The sequence below is a fragment of the Kitasatospora setae KM-6054 genome (assembly GCF_000269985.1).
Lineage (GTDB): Bacteria > Actinomycetota > Actinomycetes > Streptomycetales > Streptomycetaceae > Kitasatospora > Kitasatospora setae.
Genome location: NC_016109.1, coordinates 3662351 through 3679100, shown reverse-complemented (window position 1 = coordinate 3679100; position 16750 = coordinate 3662351). Strand labels below are relative to the sequence as shown.

18 protein-coding genes are annotated in these 16750 nt (G+C 72.3%); 9 read left to right on the top strand and 9 right to left on the bottom strand.

Annotated features, from left to right (window positions below; all coding sequences use genetic code 11):
* Nucleotides 1-91 precede the first annotated feature (91 nt).
* From KSE_RS38500 to KSE_RS16185, 3 genes are all read left to right on the top strand, one after another.
* Nucleotides 92-1006, top strand: a complete 915-nt coding sequence (locus KSE_RS38500) for a ParB N-terminal domain-containing protein (RefSeq protein ID WP_014136393.1) — start codon at nt 92-94, stop codon at nt 1004-1006.
* Nucleotides 1007-1247: 241 nt separating this feature from the next.
* Entirely contained in the window at nt 1248-1574 is a 327-nt protein-coding gene (locus KSE_RS16190) for a hypothetical protein (protein ID WP_014136392.1), read from the top strand.
* A 254-nt stretch (nt 1575-1828) separates the two neighbouring features.
* Nucleotides 1829-2749: a hypothetical protein gene (locus KSE_RS16185; RefSeq protein ID WP_231873177.1), complete on the top strand. Its 921-nt coding sequence runs from the start codon at nt 1829-1831 to the stop codon at nt 2747-2749.
* 162 nt (nt 2750-2911) lie between these two features.
* Here KSE_RS16185 and KSE_RS16180 read toward each other — a convergent pair whose 3' ends face one another.
* The 8 genes from KSE_RS16180 to KSE_RS16145 all read right to left on the bottom strand — a co-directional run bounded on the left by KSE_RS16180 (nt 2912) and on the right by KSE_RS16145 (nt 9671).
* Nucleotides 2912-3118, bottom strand: a complete 207-nt coding sequence (locus tag KSE_RS16180) for a hypothetical protein (RefSeq protein ID WP_014136390.1) — start codon at nt 3116-3118, stop codon at nt 2912-2914.
* 191 nt (nt 3119-3309) lie between these two features.
* A complete protein-coding gene (locus KSE_RS16175; protein WP_014136389.1) occupies nt 3310-4353 on the bottom strand; it encodes a serine hydrolase domain-containing protein in 1044 nt (347 codons plus the stop codon).
* A gap of 84 nt (nt 4354-4437) precedes the next feature.
* A complete protein-coding gene (locus tag KSE_RS16170) occupies nt 4438-5553 on the bottom strand; it encodes a glycosyltransferase family 4 protein (protein ID WP_014136388.1) in 1116 nt (371 codons plus the stop codon).
* Entirely contained in the window at nt 5550-6086 is a 537-nt protein-coding gene (locus KSE_RS16165) for a dCTP deaminase (RefSeq protein ID WP_014136387.1), read from the bottom strand. Before KSE_RS16165 ends, KSE_RS16170 begins: the two co-directional genes overlap by 4 nt.
* Nucleotides 6083-6622, bottom strand: coding sequence for a dCTP deaminase (gene dcd, locus KSE_RS16160; RefSeq protein WP_014136386.1), 540 nt, complete (start codon nt 6620-6622; stop codon nt 6083-6085). The genes KSE_RS16165 and dcd overlap by 4 nt, the downstream gene beginning before the upstream one ends.
* Nucleotides 6619-7845 carry a metallophosphoesterase gene (locus KSE_RS16155; RefSeq protein ID WP_014136385.1) on the bottom strand — a complete coding sequence of 409 codons (1227 nt, stop codon included), beginning with the start codon at nt 7843-7845 and terminating at the stop codon, nt 6619-6621. The genes dcd and KSE_RS16155 overlap by 4 nt, the downstream gene beginning before the upstream one ends.
* Nucleotides 7842-9146 carry a UDP-N-acetylglucosamine 1-carboxyvinyltransferase gene (locus KSE_RS16150; RefSeq protein WP_014136384.1) on the bottom strand — a complete coding sequence of 435 codons (1305 nt, stop codon included), beginning with the start codon at nt 9144-9146 and terminating at the stop codon, nt 7842-7844. The genes KSE_RS16155 and KSE_RS16150 overlap by 4 nt, the downstream gene beginning before the upstream one ends.
* Before the next feature lie 45 nt (nt 9147-9191).
* Nucleotides 9192-9671, bottom strand: coding sequence for an ATP-binding protein (locus KSE_RS16145; RefSeq protein WP_014136383.1), 480 nt, complete (start codon nt 9669-9671; stop codon nt 9192-9194).
* A gap of 269 nt (nt 9672-9940) precedes the next feature.
* On the opposite strand from KSE_RS16145, the gene KSE_RS16140 reads away from it, so the two are divergent.
* From KSE_RS16140 to KSE_RS16120, 5 genes are all read left to right on the top strand, one after another.
* Complete coding sequence (locus KSE_RS16140; protein WP_014136382.1) at nt 9941-10813, top strand: helix-turn-helix domain-containing protein; 873 nt, start codon at nt 9941-9943, stop codon at nt 10811-10813.
* 2 nt (nt 10814-10815) lie between these two features.
* A complete protein-coding gene (locus KSE_RS16135) occupies nt 10816-11046 on the top strand; it encodes a DUF397 domain-containing protein (protein ID WP_063747387.1) in 231 nt (76 codons plus the stop codon).
* 358 nt (nt 11047-11404) lie between these two features.
* Complete coding sequence (locus tag KSE_RS16130; RefSeq protein ID WP_033257744.1) at nt 11405-12307, top strand: hypothetical protein; 903 nt, start codon at nt 11405-11407, stop codon at nt 12305-12307.
* Nucleotides 12308-12428: 121 nt separating this feature from the next.
* Nucleotides 12429-13427, top strand: coding sequence for a diaminopimelate epimerase (dapF, locus tag KSE_RS16125; protein WP_014136379.1), 999 nt, complete (start codon nt 12429-12431; stop codon nt 13425-13427).
* Nucleotides 13428-13479: 52 nt separating this feature from the next.
* A complete protein-coding gene (locus KSE_RS16120) occupies nt 13480-14565 on the top strand; it encodes a fatty acid desaturase (protein WP_014136378.1) in 1086 nt (361 codons plus the stop codon).
* Nucleotides 14566-14617: 52 nt separating this feature from the next.
* Here KSE_RS16120 and KSE_RS42155 read toward each other — a convergent pair whose 3' ends face one another.
* A complete protein-coding gene (locus KSE_RS42155; RefSeq protein ID WP_014136377.1) occupies nt 14618-15478 on the bottom strand; it encodes a helix-turn-helix domain-containing protein in 861 nt (286 codons plus the stop codon).
* A gap of 271 nt (nt 15479-15749) precedes the next feature.
* Here KSE_RS42155 and dapF (KSE_RS16110) point away from each other — a divergent pair, with 271 nt between their 5' ends.
* On the top strand, nt 15750-16625 hold the full coding sequence (dapF, locus tag KSE_RS16110; protein ID WP_014136376.1) for a diaminopimelate epimerase: 876 nt from the start codon (nt 15750-15752) through the stop codon (nt 16623-16625).
* The last annotated feature ends 125 nt before the right edge of the window (nt 16626-16750 follow it).

Below are 16750 nucleotides of genomic sequence, written 5' to 3'. Positions count from 1 at the left end.
CGTCCACCCCCTACCCGCCGACCGGGCCCCACCAGGTCGGCGGATGCCTCTGCCTGGCCGCCCCAGGCCACCCTCATCCGCAAGGAGCCACGTGAAAGTCCACCCCCTCATCGCCGAGTTCCCCATGCTCAGCGAGGCCGAACTCCTCGGCCTCGCCGAGGACATCAAGACCAATGGCCAGTACGAGCCGATCCTCCTCGACGCCCACGGCACCCTCCTGGACGGCCGCAACCGGCTCGCCGCCTGCGAACTGGCCAGTGTCGAACCCCGCTTCACCACCTACCAGGGCGACGACCCGGCACACCTGATCTGGATCTCCAACGCCCTGCGCCGCCAGCTCAACCAGGGCCAGCGCGCCATGATCCTCGCCAAGGCCCGTTCAGCTTCGAAATCCGTGGCGCGCGCCGATGCCGAAGGCTTCGGGGTCAGCCCCGCGCGGCTGTCCCTCGCCACCACCGTGGTCGAGCACGCCCCCGCGCTCGTCGATCCGGTGATCAGCGGCGCGATGGGCCTGGACGCCGCCTACGAGCAGGCCCGCAAGAACAAGGCCGAGGCCAAGACCCGGCAGGCCCAGTACGACCGGCTCCGCGACCAGGCCCCCGACCTCGTCGGCCGCCTCGGCGAGGACGACCTCACGCTGGCCGAAGCCCTCGCCGAACTCGACCGCCGCCACGAGGAGGAGGAACTCCGCGCACACGTCCGCAGGATCGACGACCTACGCGCAGCCGACGGAGACCCCGGCCCCGGGCATGCCCGACTCGCGGAGGACGAGGAGATCGACTGGAACGAGGCTGGCCTGCGTGCCGACCGCTACCTCGCCCAGCGCCGGGAGCGCCTCCAGCAGGTGCAACAGGCCCTCCACCTGATCACCGACAACTGGAGCGGCCTCCTTCACCTCGCCCACCACCCCGACAGCGCTTTCACCCGCGAGGCCCTCGACGTACTCGCCCCCGAAGCGCGTGCTCTCGCCGACCGCCTCATCGCTCGCGAAGCCGAAACCCGGTAGCACCGACTGATGCACGACCTGCGGTAGTCGTTGCGGCGGGACCGGTCTCCGTTCGGAGAACCCGCTGTGGTTCTCCGGACGGGGCCACCGGAATTTCGAGAGTAAACGGCAGGGTGACCGCTTCAAGCGGACCGTGGCACGATTTCGGTGTCGATTCGATGTCCTTCGCGGAGGCCGGGAACCAACCGGCTGCCGGACGTCTTGTGGTGCTCGCGACCACTACCGATGCGAAGGGCACCGCATGACCGAATCTGCCGACCCCAGCCGTGACCAGCACCCTGGTCTGGTCCTCGCCGTCCCCCACCCCGGCCCCCTGGTCCTTCGCGGCGCGGTCCTCGCCTGTGCCGCGTGCGGCGCCGAACGGGACTGGCTACTCATCCATGTCCAGCCTGAGCTGGTCTTCGTTCGCTGCCGCTGCACCCATGAATGGCGCGAACACGACCTGGAGGCTGACCACGTCGCCGCTGCCCGGGGCGAGGGAGCTGGGGAACGCTCTTGGGAGAGCATCGAGCAGATGTATCGAGGGCTCGGCTACGACGGGCTCCTCGCGGGCACCTACTTCGGGTGAAGTCTTTCGGTCTCGTGGTTCCCGAGTGAAGCCGGGGGCGATTTCCGCAGTAAGTTGGCCGGATTTCGGCTAATGGGAATGTGATGCTGGTCGCTCGCTGATCACGCCGATCTTCGGGCGAGCCTGTGCTACGTTCCGTGGTCCAATCGAAAATAGGCGACCCCGGCGGTGCTGGTAACACCCCGGGGTCCGGCAACAGGAGCGATCAACTCCCGATGCGTGTTCATCGTAGCGCCCACGCGCGCAATTTCACGGTGCTGCCCAACGCGATGCTGCAGTACCGGCAACTGTCCTACACCGCCCGCGGCCTGCTCGCCGACCTTCTCTCGCGCCCTGACGGCTGGCGTGAGGACGGCCGCCACATGGCCGACACCAGCCCGCAGGGCCGGGGCGCCATCCGCAAGGCCCTGAAGGAGCTGACCGAGGCCGGCTTCTACCGGGTCGAGAAGATCCGGATGCCCGACGGCACGATCGTCACCGAGACCCACGTCTACGACACCCCGCAGCTCCCGCCGCTGCCGGGTGCCACCCGTCCGGTCTCCGGTGGATCGACCACCGGCGGTGCTGACGCCCTTCCAAAGGACCGGTACCAAGAACCCTCCCTCCCCACCGGCGCGGTGAGCGAAGAGACGGTCGCCGACGAGGCGACCGAGACGGAGGGCGGGCGGGAGGGCGACCAGCAGGAAACCGAGGACGCCCCGGCGCTGCCGGACGAGCGGACCCGCGCGGCGGTCGACACCCTGTTCCGGGTGATCCGCCCCGAGCCCCGCCTCCACCTCGGTGAGGCCGAAGCGCTTGCGCTCGCCCCGTTGGTAGCCGAGTGGCTGGAGCGCGGCGTAACCCATGTCGACCTCGCCCATGCCCTGTTGCCCGGCCTGCCGGTCCCGCTGCACTCCGCGGCAGCGGTGCTCCGCAACCGGCTTGAGCGCAAGATGCCGCCCGCCCAGGCCCCCGTGCGGTCAACAGCAGCTCGGTACGTCGAGTGCGCCAAGTGCCACGATCCGGTGCCCGCACCGGGCATCTGCCGCCCCTGCGCGGGCCTCGGAACCGTTCGCCCGCCCGCCGTTGGAGGCGGCGCAGCAGCGACCCGCGTCGGTGCTGCGCTGGTCCGGGAGGCGATGCGCTCCGTTGGGGCCGTGCAGCGGATCTGTCGGGAAAGGGCGGTCGTCGGCTGATGCGGCGAACGGCTTCGTGCCGCGCCGTGAGTTCGGAGCGCTGCCGTCGGTGGGACTACGCTCAGCCAGCGGCGGCGGGTTGGTGGTGACGCGGCCCCAGTTGCCGACGGTGAGGAGGATTCTTTCCTCACCTCCGCGGGCAGCCGTCGACGACCGTTCGCCTCACTCGCTCGGCTGGTGCCGGCCGAGATCGGAGAGCCTCCGGCCGGCAGTCGTCCCGATCCATTCGGCCAGGGTGCGGACGTCCCGGGCCTGTTGGACGGTCCAGGTTTCGAGGTCGCCTTGCGCGCCCAGGCGGACGAGCTGAGCGAGAACGGCCCGTACCTCTGCGCCGGTGGTGTCGGCCGAGACGTGCTGAGAGTGGGACATGACGTGGTCTCCGTCCGCCGGTGATTTTGCCGGACTCTCCCGCATATCGTTCGTCCCCGCCGGCGAACCACGATTCTGTCCCCAGGAAACCCCCGCTGAACTGCTGCGATGAGTTCCAGCCAGCCCGGGCCGCTCTTGACCGTACGGGCGGCCGCACATCGCAGACCGCGCCGCTGGCGCGTTCGCTTGGATCAGGGGAAGACGAGCTCGCGGAAGCGGTTGCGGAGGGTGGTGAGCGGTTCGCGGTCGCGGGTGAAGTAGAGCTTGTTGGTCAGCAGGACAGCCCAGGTGCCCAGTTGAGGGGAGACCCACAGGCCGGTGCCGGTGAAGCCGTAGTGCACCCAGATGTCCTCGGCCGGGCTGGCGCCGGGGGCGGGGTGCCAGAACAGGCCGCGGGCGGGTTCCAGGGTGCCGGTCCGGACGGTCAGGGATTCCTGCGTCCAGGCGGGGCCGAAGCCGGGCTTTCCCGGGGCGGTGGCGGGGTCGAGCAGGTACTGGAGGAAGCGGGCGAGGTCGGCGGCGGTGGAGAAGGTGCCGGCGATGCCGCACACGCCGTTCAGGAGGCGGGCGGAGAAGTCGTGGGCGGTGCCCTTGAGGTGGGTGCCGGTGTCCTGGTCGAGTTCGGTGGGGGCGGCGAGGGCGGCCCGGTCGGCGGGCAGCGGCCCGAAGCGGGTGGCGTCCATCCCGAGGGGCTGCCAGATCCGGGTCTCGGCGAGGCGGTCGAGCGGCTGCTCGGAGAGGTGTTCGGCGAGGTAGCCGAGGACGAGGGCGGCCCGGTCGGTGTACTCGACGGCCTCGCCCGGCGGCCGCTGCAGGGCCTCGTGCAGGACGCCCGCGCGGATCTCGGCGGGGTCGGTGCCGTAGCGGTTCTTCAGCTGGGCCCGCAGCGGCAGCCCGGCGGTGTGGGTGAGCAGGTGGTGTGCGGTGGCCCGGCCCAGCGGGTGGCCGGTCACCTCGGGCCAGAAGTCGCCGAGCGGCTCGTCCAGCGGCAGCAGGCCGTCCTGCCACAGCGTGCCGACGGTGGACCAGACGGCGAGGATCTTGGTGAGGCTGGCGACGTCGAACAGGGTGTCCGGCCGCATGGCCTCGCCGGGGCGAGCCGGGTCGAGGACGCCCACGGCACCGCCGTCCAGGGTGCCGGTCGCGTCGCCGACGGCCCACACCGCCCCGGGGTAGGCGCGGTCGCGGACGCCGTCGGCCAGGAGCCGGTGGATGCGGTCGGTGCTGGGTGTCATGGTCTCCCCGAATCACGGTGGACGTCCGCCCCGGTCAGCCTAGTGAGCCGACCGGGGCGGGGCGGGCTTCGGCGCGGGGCCGAGTCAGCGGAGCTGCGTGCCGAGGTCGGCCAGTGCGGCTGCGGTGGTGCTGAGCGGGTGGCGGGCCGCGTTCGTCCGGCCGGCCTCCCGCAGGGCGGGCAGCAGCGTGGGCGAGGTCCGCAACCGTTCCAGGTCGCGGGCGAGCGTGGCGGCGTCGGTGAAGTCGGTGGCCAGGGCGGAGCTGCCGAGGGCCTCGCGCAGGCCGGGGACGGGCTGGTAGAGGACGGGCAGGCCGCACGCCTGGGCCTCCAGGGCGACCAGGCCCATCGCCTCCAGGGTGGTGGAGGGCATGACGAGCGCGTCGTGCTCGGCGAACGCCTTCCACAGCTGGGGACGGCGGAGCCAACCCAGGTAGCGGACCGGGTGGATGGCTTGGCGGAGCGCGGGTCGGAGCGCGTCGAACTCCGCGCGCGGGGCGGCGACGCTCAGTTCGACGTGCTCTGCCGCGGCCAGCGCCTCGGCGAGGACGCCGCCGCCCTTCTCCGGGGTGAGCCGCCCGGCGTACAGCAGCCGCAGGCGGGGGCCGCCGGGGCGGGTGGCCTGAGCGGGCGGGGCGGTGAGCAGGTGGTCGGGGATGCCCCACGGGATGTGGTGGATCTTGTCGGTGCCGGTTCGGGGTGCGAGGCGGGTCAGGTGGTCGGCCATGGCCGTGGTGGGGACCACGATCGCGTCGGCGAGGCGGGCGCTCTCGCGCAGGACGCGCAACTGGTCGCGGTGCTGCTCGGCGAAGAGCAGGTCGGTGCCGTGCACCAGGGCGATCCGCGGGTGTCGGGGCAGCGCCCGCAGCAGGGCGGGGGTGGCGCCGAACGCCAGGTGGTGCAGGTGCAGCACCCCGATCCGCTCGGCGTCCAGGGCGTGTACGAGGGCACGGCCGAGAGCGGCGGTGTAGCGGCGGAAGGCGGGGCCCTCCAGGGCCTTGCCGGTGACGGGCAGCAGGTCGAGCCCGGCCGGGACGGTGGGGCGGGGTCCGGCGGGCTGGAGCATGAAGGCGCGGGCGGGGAGGAGCGGGCGGTCGCCGGTGTACAGGTCGAGGAAGAGCTCGACGCTGCCGCCGGGGCTGCCGAAGGGCAGGTCGAGGCAGGTCGCCACCAGGGGGCGGCCGGGGCGGGGGAAGGTCACGTGGTGCCTCCGGGGATCTCCTCGTAGAGGCGGGAGATGTCGATGCCGTCGGTGGCCGTGTACTTGAGGCCGAGCTGCTGGTAGCTGGCCGGGGCGCCGAAGGTCTGCAGGAAGACCAGCTTCCCGAAGGTCATGCCGGGGTAGACCCGGACCGGTTTGGCGGCGCGGATCTCCAGCGTCCAGCGGATCGCGTGGCCGGCGTGGCCGAGCGGGGCGGAGACGTGCACCCAGATGCCGAGCGCCCCGGTGGTCCGGTCGCCGTTGAGTAACTGCGCGTACCGCTCGGAGCCGGTGTGCTCCAGCGTCGCGCCGAGGTACAGCACGCCGGGTTCGAGGACGAGGCCGTCGGCGGGGAGGGCGGTCTCGGTGAAGGCGGTGGGCTCGGCGGCGTCCAGGTCGCCTTCGCACACCCGTAAGGTCTCGCCGAGGCGCCAGTCGTAGGCGTTGGGGGAGAGCCGGGCCGGGTCGAAGGGGTCGATGGTGATCTCGCCCGCCGCGACGGCGGCGGCGATGGCGGCAGCGGTGAGGATCATCGGGCCGCCGCCTCGGTGCCGGGCCGGTCGCGCCAGTAGCCGGAGGGCTGCGGGCCGAGCGCCGCCTGGTACTTGCCGCTGTAGAGGTCGACCGGTCCGACGGACAGGAAGAACATGATCTGGCCGATCTTCATGCCCCGGTAGACCCGCAGCGGGCGGGTCGGGGAGAGCATGAGCGTCCACTGGCCGTGGAAGCCGAGGTCGCCGATCGGGGCGGTGATCTCGACGAACAGGCCGAGCCGGCCGACGGAGGAACGGCCGAACAGCAGCGGGACGAAGGTGTCGGAGCCGACCTCCTCCACGGTGTGCCCCAGGTAGAGCTGGCCCGGCTGGAGGACGAACCCGTCGTTGCCGATCTCGAACTCCCTGGTGGGGTTGGGGCGGTGGGCGTCGATGACCTCCTCGGTGTACGTCAGCAGGGTGGGGCCGAGGCGGACGTTGTAGCTGTTGGGGTTGACCTGGCCGGGTTCGAAGGGGGCGATGCGCAGGCGGCCGTCGCGGGCGGCCGTGGTGATCTCCGGGCCGGTGAGGATCATTCGGCTGCTCCTTCGACGCTCGGGGTGCGGGTGAGGACGTGCCTCACGACCTGGCCGAGCGGCCGGCCGCTGTCCTCAGCGGGCCCGGACGGGAAGGTCTCGGCGAGGTAGTCGGTGGTCAGCACGTGGCGGAGGCCGGGCGGAGGCGGGTCGGGCACCGTGACGAGCGGCCCGGCCCGTTCGGTCAGGCGCGCCAGCAGCGCGGGCAGGTCGTCGGGCGGGCCGGTGCGGACGAGCCGGTTGCCGAACGGTTCGACCGCCATCAGATCCTCGGTCCGCAGCACTTCGCCGAGGGGCACGGGCCGCAGGGCGGTCTCGTTGAGGACGACGAGCATGCTGCCGCCGAGATCCCGGTGCAGTTCGGCGGCGACGGCTTCCAGCAGCGCCCTGCGGTCGGGGACGGTGTTGCGCCAACACTCTGCGACGGGGCCGAGCGGGTCGGCCAGGCGGTCCTTCAGCGTGTCGATCTCCCGGCCGATCTCCGCCAGGTCGGCCGGGAGCCGGCCGGTGGCGGGGAAGCGGCAGGGGCGGGCGCTCCAGCCGGGCCCGGCGACCGGTTCGGCCAGCGCGTAGCCGGCCCCGTGCTCGGGGCCCTTGACGACGAGGGCACCGCCGACCGCCTCGGGCCCGTAGCGGTCGCTGTGGCAGTGCCCGGCGAAGACGACCTCCAGGAACGGGCACTCGGCGGTCAGTCGCACGTCCTGTTCGAAGCCCGAGTGCGACAGCAGCACCCAGGAGTCCACCTCGTGGTGATGGGCCAGCAGCAGTTCGCGCAGCGCCCGCACCGGGTCCGTGACGCGGTGCCCGGCGCGCTGGGCGAGCGGGATCGCGGCGAACGCCTGCGGGCCGATGACGGCGGTGACCGCCACCCGCCGTCCGCCGACCTCCGCCAGGTGTAGCGGGCGGAACAGCGGCCGGTCGCTCACGGCGTCGACGGCGTTCGCGCACACCGTCAACTCGTGCAGCCCGGGCTCGAAGTGGTGGCTCCAGCCGTGGTTGCCCGGTGCGATCACGTCGTACAGCGCGAGCAGGACCTTGCGCTCGACGCCGCCGCGGCCGAGTCGGTAGTAGCCGGTGCCTTCGAAGAAGTCCCCGCAGTCCACGATCAGCGACCGGTCGCGTTCGGCGCCCAGGTGGGAGAGCAAGCCGGTGGCGTGGGCGAGGTGGGAGTGGACGTCGGTGGTGGCGAGGATCCGCTCCAGCACCCGCGCGGCCCCGGTCACCGGGCGGCCTCGGTGACGTCGGCGCCGAGGGCGCGGAGCTTGGCGGGCAGGTCGGCGTGGCCGCGCCGGAGCTGGTCGAGTCCGGTGACGGTGGTGGTGCCGCGGGCGGTGAGTCCGGCGATCAGCAGCGCGCTGCCGGTGCGGATGTCGATGGCCTCCACCACGGTGCCGGTCAACCGCTGCGGGCCGGTCAGGCGGCAGCGGGTGGCGGAGAGCTCCTCGAACTCGGCTCCGAGGAGGCGGAGTTGCGGCAGCAGGTTGCCGTGGCGGCCGGGGTTGATGGCGTCGGCGAACAGGTGGGTGCCGGGCAGGCCGAGGGCGAGCGCCAGCAACGCGGGCTCGAAGTCGGCGTCCAAGCCGTCCGGGTCGAGCGAGGCGACGGCCGTCAGCGGGGCGCCGGTCGGGGTGCCGCCACCGGGCAGGACCAGGGCGTCGGGCTCGGCCCGGACGGGGATGCCCAGCTGGTTCAGTGCCTCGGCGACGGGCCGGACGTCCGGGGCGCGGACGCCCTCGATCCGGCCGCTGCCGCCGGTGGCGGCGATCGCGCAGGCCAAGGTCCCGGCCTCGATCTTGTCGCCCGGTACCGACCAGTCGAGCGTCGCCGTCTCGTCGGGTGCGGCGGGCGGCTCGACGCGCAGGACGTCCCGGGCGAGGTCCGCCTGCCAGCCGGCCTGTCGCAGGAAGTCCAGCACCCCGGTGAACTCCGGGGACAGGTTGGGGTTGCCCAGCCGCAGCCGGTGGCCGCCCGCCACGGCGCGCAGGACGGCCGCCACGCTCGCTCCCCGCGAGCGGAACGGCAGGTCCACCGTCACCTGCGCGGGGCTGCTCGGCGAGGCGGTGACGCGGTAACCGGCCTGGTCGGTCTCGACCTTGTCGCCGAAGGCGGCGTAGACCTTGAAGTGCTCGTCCATGCCCCGGTCGCCGATCCGGCAGCCACCCGGCCACGGCAGCCGGGCCTGACCGCAGGCGGCCAGCAGGGCGGGCACCAGGTAGTAGGAGGCCCGGATGCGGCCCGCGTCCGGCAGTTCCGGCACCGCCGGGTGACTCTCCAGCGGCAGCAGGGCCACTGACCGGGGGACGGCGGAAGGACGGGCCAACTGCCGGCCCGAGCGCTGGAGCAGGGCCAGCAGCAGTTGCACGTCCGCGCTGTCGGGCACGTTGCCCATCCGGACCGGGCGGCGGATCGTCGCGGCCGCCGCCAGCAGGGGCAGCGCGGCGTTCTTCGAGCCGTCGACCCGGACGGTCCCGGACAGGGGGCGCCCGGGACGGACGGTGACGGCGGGGACGGGGGCATGCGTCATGGATACCTCCAGGCAGTGGGCAGAGCAGGAAGCGGAAGGGGGCGGTCAGGACGAGGCGGGTTCCCCGTGCGGCAGGGTGCAGGTGATCCGCTTGCCCACCGGGGTGGGGGCGACGCTCCAGCCCGGGGCGAGGGCGTCGAGGATCCACAGGCCGCGGCCGGTCTCGGCGTGGGTGTTGTCCGGGGACTCGGGCTTCCGGCCGGGCACCGTGGACGGCACCGGGTCGTGGACCTCCACCACGACTCCCTCGTCGGTGCCGGCCACCAGGACGACCACCGGGGCCCACGGACCGCACAGCCGCACCACGTTGGCGACCAGTTCGCCGGCCACCAGCCGGGCCGAGTCGGCGACGTCCTCGGAAGCCCCGGACGAGGTCGCCGCCTTGAAGACCAGGGCCCGCATCTCGCTGACGTGCTCCGGGCTCGCGCTCATGTGCAGCACGAAGCCGTCGGGGCGGGGCAGCAGGAAGAACCCGCACGAGACCGCTTCGGGCTCATGGCGACGACGGGTTCGGACTTCGTGCATGGCGGGCTCCCCGGTCGGCGGAGCGAGCCGCCGCCCGCGGAGGGCAGGGGTTCGCGCAAGGGTTCGGCAGGCACGTCGGCGTCGGAGCGTGCAGGCTCCGGAAGTCGGCGCGAGGCAGGCAACGGCATAGGACACGAGAAGCGACCAGGTGGTCACGTTTCGCTACCGCCAGTCAGCATGCCCGCCCCTCCTGCCATTGGGCAATATGCCCAAGCGAAGTTTCCTCGGACTGATTGTCCTCCGGCTCGGTGGAGGTGGAGACTTGTGCCATGGCGAAGAGGAACCCGGCCCCGCAGTCCGTGTACCGCCGTCAGCTCGCTTCCAGGCTCAAGGAGTTGAGGGACGCGCGCGAGCTGACGCTGACCGAGGTCGCGGGCATCGTGGAGGTCAACCAGAGCTCGCTCAGTCGCATCGAGAACGGCGAACGGGGCACCACCCCCGTCTTGGTGAAGGCTCTGCTGGACTGCTACGAGGTCACCGACCCCGTCGAGCGCGAGGACATCCTCGACCTGGTCCGGGCCGACCAGGCCCAGCGCCAGCAGTGGTGGAAGAAGTACTCCACGGTCATCAACACCACCCAGTACGCGGGCTACCTGGCCCTGGAGTCCAGCGCGACCAGCTTCCGCTCCTACGAGCCGCAACTGGTACCCGGTCTCCTGCAGACCGCCGACTACGCGCGCCAGGTCATCACCGCGATGCGGGTGGACCTGACCGCCAGGCAGGTCGACGCCCTGGTGACGGTCCGGATGGAGCGCCAGGAGAAGGTGATGGACCGCCCAGACGCACCGAAGCTCTGGGCGGTGATCGACGAGGCGGCCATCCGGCGGATCGCGGGTTCGCCGTCCGTCCTGAAGGGCCAGCTGGAACACCTGCTGGCCGTCGCGCCCAGCCCGAACCTCACCGTCCAGCTCCTGCCGTTCTCGGCCGGCTTCCACCCCGGCCTGTACGGGTCGTTCATGCTCATGGGCTTCCCCGAACCCAATCCGGACGTGGTGTGGGTGGAGAATCTGACCAACTCGGTGGGTTTCGAGGGGTCCGAGGACGTGGAGCGCTACGCCGAGGTCTTCGACCACCTGCGGGCCCGCGCACTCGGCCCGCCCGAGACCCGCGGTCAGATCAACAAGATCCTCAAGGAGCTGTGAGCGTGAGCACCACCAAGCCCGACCCCGCCGAGCTGGACTTCTCCGCGGTCACCTGGGAGAAGAGCCCGTTCAGCGGGGGCAACGACAACTGCGTGGAGTTCGGCGTGGTCGGCGGGTTCGTCGCCGTCCGCGACTCGAAGCGGCCCGAGCAGACCCCCCTGCTCTACACCCGCACCGAGATCGCGGCCATGATCGCGGGCGCCAAGGCCGGGGCCTTCGACCACCTGGCCTGACACGGTCGGTTCCGGCAGTCGGACAGCGAAACGGCGGTCGGCCCCAGCGTTAGTGGGGCCGACCGCCGTTGCCATCATCCCAGACCGGGGCTTCCGGCATGCTTGATCGTGAGGGAGTTCACTGCCGAGGGCGGGGCGCATCCGAGTGCCTGGTCGCTTGGGTCGTCCCCGCCTCGAACCGGCTATGGCCGACCGGCTCGACGGGGAGGCCGGCCGGTTTCGTTCTTGACGTTTCTCCGTGTCAAATACCCTGACCCCCACCCGCCTTGAGGCCAAGGCACCCACTTGTCGAGCGGCTGCCGGGTCCGGGATCATCGAAGGCTGAAGGTCCGGCTGGGGGAGCAGGGGGATTCGAGAGATGGCCGAAGCACGCAAGGACGTGACTGCCAAGGTCGCCGATCTACTGTCATCGCCGTTGTTGAACGGGGTGATCGGTGTCGTCGGTGTCGCCACGCCGCTGGTGGGCTGGCTCAGTGACGCGGTCAGCCTCCACGTCGTCCTGGCCGTGGAGACGGCGCTGTTGCTGTTCCTGGTGGCCAACCACCTCTGGATGCGCCGGGTTTACATCACCCTGCGCCGGGCCAACAACAAGGACATGTCCGATGCGCGGTATTTCGACCTCGTTCGCGGCCAGCTCGAACAGGAGCTGATCACCGACTTCGGTGAGATCGCGGACGGGCACCTCCAGGTGTACGCGGGAGAGGTGCCGCGGTTGTCGGTGCTGCTGTTCCAGGCGCTGATCGATTCCGGGTCGGAGCCGAAGCGGGTGCTGGCGGCGGACCTGACGACGAACCCGAGCCTGCTCAAGCAGCGCCGGGAGTACCTCGCGGTCAACCGGCGCCTGGTCGAGGCCGGCGGCACCATCCAGCGGCTGTTCATCGCCTTCGCCGCCGACCTGGCGCGGGAGGACTATGCCCGCTCCCTGCTGCAGCTCGTCGACCACCACCGCTCCCTGGGCGTCACCTGTGGCATCGCGGTGCGCGACCGGCTGCGCGCGGACCAGGCGATCGACTTCGTGGTCGTCGCACGGGCCGCGGTGCTGGTCGAGGAGGACCAGGGCGACGCCGAGTACACCCGTGGCCGCTCCTCGGTGTACTTCAAGCAGATCGACCGCTGGACGGGCAGGTTCGAATCGATCTGGGGCCACGGCACCGACGCCGCCCCGTTCGTCCTGCAGACGTACGAGGCGGTGGCACGACCGATGCTGAACGCCGCGGAGTGGGACGAGCGCCGGGCCGCGGAAGCCGTCGACAAGCTCTGACCCCGCCCGTCGGACGGTGCTCGGGGCGATGATCGCCGCCTCGGAACGATGATCGCCGCCTCGGTACGATGGACGGCACGAGCCGAGCGGCCGGCGCCGGCGTGAGGGCGGAGAACAGCCCATGTCCCGACTTTCGATCACCAAGACCCACGGCTCCCGCAACGACATCTTCGTGATCGACGGCGCGCCGGACCGGCACTTCCCGGCTGCCGACCTCGAACGGGCCGTGACGAGGCTGTGCGACCGCAAGAGCGGCCTGGGCTCGGACGGTGTCTACTTCGTCGAGGACCACGGGGACGGCACCGCGCAGGCATGGTTCTTCAACCCGGACGGGTCCCCGGCCCTGCTGTGCGGCAACGGCATGCGCTGCGCGGGCAGGCTGCTGCTGGACCGCCACGGTGCGGAGTCCTGGACGGTCAACACCGGCCCCTACACCTTCACCGTCCGCGCCGCGCAGACCACACCGCACGGCGTGCGGCAGGTCGCCGTCGAACTGCCGCCGGCCGACTTCTCCCCGCAGGAGGCGATCGTCGCCGACGTCGCCTCCCCGTTCGTCGGCCAGCTCTTGCCGGCCTACCACCCCGCGCTGCGGACGACCGCGGTGGCGATGCCGAACTCGCACCTGGTCAGCGTCGTGGACTCCTACGACCGGGCCGACCTGGTGGCGACCGGCAGCCGCGTCGCCGACCTGACCTCGGCGTTCCCGATCGGGGCGAACGTCTCCTTCGTCCAGCCCCTCGCCGACGGCGAGGTGTTCGTGCGCACCTTCGAGCGCGGCGCCGGGCTGACCCCCTCGTGCGGCTCCGGGAACTCCGCCTCCCGGGCGGTCCTCTCCCGCCTCGGCCTCGCCGAGCCCGGCCAGGCGGTGGTGATTCGCAACGTCGGCGGTCCGGCCCGGGTGTGGCTGCAGGAGAAGGCCGGGCAGTGGCAGCCCGTCCTCGAAGGCAACGCCACCGTCGTCTACGAAGTCGAGCTGGACTCCTCCGCGCTGCTGGACGACGCCCCGCTGGACCTCGTCCCCGGTCAGGCCGAACTCGCGGAAATCGCCGCGTTCGATCTGCTGTACAAGGACAATCTGAAGGCGTTGGAGGCCGCCGGGGTCGGCACGTCCGAGATCTAGGCGTCCGCCGACTCCGTTCCGGCCGGGCCGGAGCGAGGGGGAGGGGAATCCGATGGACGTCCAGGGCTGCCTGCTGCTGATCGCGGGGGCGATCGTGCTGCGCCAAGCCGACCGCTGGTGGTTCACCCCCGCACGGGGGGCCCGGGGGCGGGCCGGCACCCGCCGGGGCCTGATGGAGATCCAGCGGGAGCGGGCCAACGACGCCACCCCGGTCCTGCTGCTGGCCGGGCACGGGGCGGAGATCGCCGGCTGGTGGATGCTGGCCGGTGCGGCCGGGCCCACCGGATGGGTCGTGGCGGCGGTGGCGGTGGCGGTGAAGGCGCGCCACCTCCAGGAGGTCAGCCACTTCGCCGTCCACGGAGTCCTGACCCGTACCCCGAGGCTGGGCACGTTGCTCGCCGAGGCGTGCGTCCACCTGCCGATGGGCCTGGGCCCGGTGGAGGACCGCCGCCGCCGGCACGTGCGCGAGCACCACCCCAACGCCACCGTGGCCGGGCGCGACCCGAACTTGGCGGACCTGGAGCGGGCGGGGCTGCGTCCGGGGGTGGGCCGGGCCCGCTACGCCGCGGGCATCGTCTTCCCGCTCACCCCGGCGGGGGCCGCCGCCACCTGCCGTTCGATCGCGGCGAACCTGGCGCCCGGTGCGTACGGGTGGGGGCGGGCCGCTGCGTTCGTCGCAGTTCCGACCGCCGCCTGCCTGCTGGGCGGGTGGCCGGGGGCGGTCTTCGGGTACGTGCTCCCGCGGCTGCTCCTGTACCCGCAGCTGGCGTGGCTGTCACTGATCGTGGAACACCGCTGGTTCGACGCCGCACCGTCCACCGGTGGGCCGGTCGCGGTGGAGGCCGGGCGCTGTCTGCGGCTGTACCCTACCGGCCCGGCGGCGGCACTGTTCGCACGCGCCACCTGGCTGCCCTACGGCGACCTGTTCCACTTCGCGCACTCGGCGCACCCGGCGGTCAGGTGGAACTACCTGCCCGCGCTGGAACGGGTGCTGGGCATGCCGGAGGCCACGCCGTCCGGGCTGCTGGCCGGCCGCGGGGCGGTGGTCGCCCGGCACTGGCGGGCGCTGGCGTCGGCCGACTCGTCCGGGGCGCCGGGCACCCTACCGGGTGCGCGGGGAGTGCCGAGCGGGGTGTGAGCGCTGTCGGCAGCGGTCGGGCGGTGGCGGGTGCCGGGCCGGGAGCCCGTGCTCAGGTCTCCTTGGCGACCTGGTCGATGAACCGGAGGGACTCCTGCTGCCCCAGCGCGCGCCGACGGATCCGCTGGTAGGCGTCGGCGAGCTGGCGGACCTCGCGCTCGCCGTGCAGGAGGAGGTTGCCGGCCGGGGAGTCGACGTAGGCGACCGTCGGCTGGTCGCCGATGTCGAAGAGCGAGAAGGCGCCGGACAGGCCCGCGTGCGCACCGCTCGCGAACGGCAGGACCAGGACGGTGACGTTGGACAGGGCCTGGACGGTGGCGATGATCGCCCGCAACTGCTCACGCATGATCTTGGGACTGCCGACCGGCCGCCGCAGGGCGGCTTCGTCGAGGACGACCTCCAGGTTCAGCGGGTTCTCCGGCTTGTGGAGGACCTCGGGGCGGCGGCCGCGGAGGGCGACCAGGCGTTCGACCGCCGCCGGGCTGTGGAAGCCGGAGCCTTCGAGCAGAGCCCGGGTGTAGTCGGCGGTCTGCAGCAGGCTGTGGACGAGGAGCGTCTCGGGGGCGCGCTCACGGTGGGCGGCGGTCTGCATCCCGAGCACGGAGTCCAGTCCGGAGGGCATGACGTCCTCGTACGGGGCCCACCAGGCGGTGGTCTCGGATTCACTCAGCAGGCGTAGGAGGTCGTCCACGGCGGTCTCGTCGGTCACGCCGAACAGGACGGCGAGCCGCCGCAACTCGACGGGCTTGAGGACGGCCCCGGTCAGCTTGCCGTTCTCCAACCGGGAGATCCGGGAGTCGGAGCAGTCCAGGTGCTCGGCGACCTGGTGCATGGTCAGCCCTGCGGCACGGCGCAGCCTGCGCAACTCGTTGCCCAGCAGCAGGCGGGCCTCGAGCGGGTTGGTCAGACTCACTCGGCGGACTCCTTGGACGGGCTTTCCCTTGCGTGATGCAAGCGCGTGACGCAAGTCTGCCCGATAGGGGTTGGGGCCTGCCATGGGGTCCTTCCAGCGTTTGTCCTGCATCCGGGGGGAGAATCGCGACCACAGGCCCGCGCACTTGCGTGACGCACTTGCGTGGAACTTGCGTGAGGGACACTGTAGAGCCCGGCGCCCGCTCCGCGCAGGAGCCGACACCGGCCGACCGGCTCTCCCCGCCCCGCACGCAGAAAGCCCCGAGAACCACGTGACCCGCACCCTGACCTTCACCAAGGGCCATGGCACCGAGAACGACTTCCTCCTCGTGCCGGACCCTGACGCCGAACTCGGACTCACCCCCGCCGACGTCATCGCCCTCTGCGACCGGCAGGCCGGCATCGGCGCCGACGGCCTCCTGCTCGTGACCCGCTCCGCCGCCCACCCGGACGCCGCGGATATGGCCGACGAGGCCGAATGGTTCATGGACTACCGCAACCCGGACGGCACCACAGCCCAGATGTGCGGCAACGGCATCCGGCTCTTCGCCCGCTACCTCCTGGAAACCGGCCGCGCCCGGCCCGGTACCGTCCCCATCGCCACCCGCTCCGGTGTTCGGCAGGTCCACATCCCCGGCGGCGACCCCGACGGCCATCCCACCGTGGCCATGGGACGTCCCGCGTTCCCCGGGCCCGACGGCATCAAGGTCACCGCCAACGGCCGCACCTGGCCCGCACTCCACGTCGACGTCGGCAACCCCCATGCCGTCGTCCAGGTCGACGACCTCGCCGACCCCGGAGACCTGCGCACCCCGCCCACCGTCGAACCGGCCGGCGCCTACCCCGAGGGCGTCACCGTCGACTTCGTCACCACCCGGGGACCGGCCCACCTGGCCCTGCGCGTCCACGAACGCGGCGCCGGCGAGACCCGCTCCTGCGGCACGGGCGCCGTCGCCGCCGTCGCCGCCGTTCTCCACCGGGAACCCGGGGTGCCCACGGGCAGGTACACCGTCGACGTGGCCGGAGGCAGCCTGGCGGTCGACGTCGCCCCGGACGGTGACATGCACCTCTCCGGCCCCGCCGTCCTCGTCGCCACCGGCACCGGCTACCCCAACCGCATGGGCCGTCGGGAGGCCCCGCAGTCCTGACTTCCCCTGCGGGGCGAGTCCCACCCGGTCCCGTTCGGCGTCCATCGCGGGCTCCTCGCCGGGACCGTCACCGACCTCGCCCGCGGCACCCTCAGCGCACCGATCGGGGAGGGCCGACCACCCCG

What these genes read in the sequence shown, in the direction of transcription:
- KSE_RS16190 (WP_014136392.1), top strand. Translation starts at nt 1,248, where the DNA reads ATGACCGAATCTGCCGACCCCAGCCGTGACCAGCACCCTGGTCTGGTC.
- KSE_RS16180 (WP_014136390.1), bottom strand. Translation starts at nt 3,118, where the DNA reads ATGTCCCACTCTCAGCACGTCTCGGCCGACACCACCGGCGCAGAGGTA.
- KSE_RS16175 (WP_014136389.1), bottom strand. Translation starts at nt 4,353, where the DNA reads ATGACACCCAGCACCGACCGCATCCACCGGCTCCTGGCCGACGGCGTC.
- KSE_RS16165 (WP_014136387.1), bottom strand. Translation starts at nt 6,086, where the DNA reads ATGATCCTCACCGCTGCCGCCATCGCCGCCGCCGTCGCGGCGGGCGAG.
- dcd (WP_014136386.1), bottom strand. Translation starts at nt 6,622, where the DNA reads ATGATCCTCACCGGCCCGGAGATCACCACGGCCGCCCGCGACGGCCGC.
- KSE_RS16150 (WP_014136384.1), bottom strand. Translation starts at nt 9,146, where the DNA reads ATGACGCATGCCCCCGTCCCCGCCGTCACCGTCCGTCCCGGGCGCCCC.
- KSE_RS16145 (WP_014136383.1), bottom strand. Translation starts at nt 9,671, where the DNA reads ATGCACGAAGTCCGAACCCGTCGTCGCCATGAGCCCGAAGCGGTCTCG.
- KSE_RS16140 (WP_014136382.1), top strand. Translation starts at nt 9,941, where the DNA reads ATGGCGAAGAGGAACCCGGCCCCGCAGTCCGTGTACCGCCGTCAGCTC.
- KSE_RS16130 (WP_033257744.1), top strand. Translation starts at nt 11,405, where the DNA reads ATGGCCGAAGCACGCAAGGACGTGACTGCCAAGGTCGCCGATCTACTG.
- dapF (WP_014136379.1), top strand. Translation starts at nt 12,429, where the DNA reads ATGTCCCGACTTTCGATCACCAAGACCCACGGCTCCCGCAACGACATC.
- KSE_RS16120 (WP_014136378.1), top strand. Translation starts at nt 13,480, where the DNA reads ATGGACGTCCAGGGCTGCCTGCTGCTGATCGCGGGGGCGATCGTGCTG.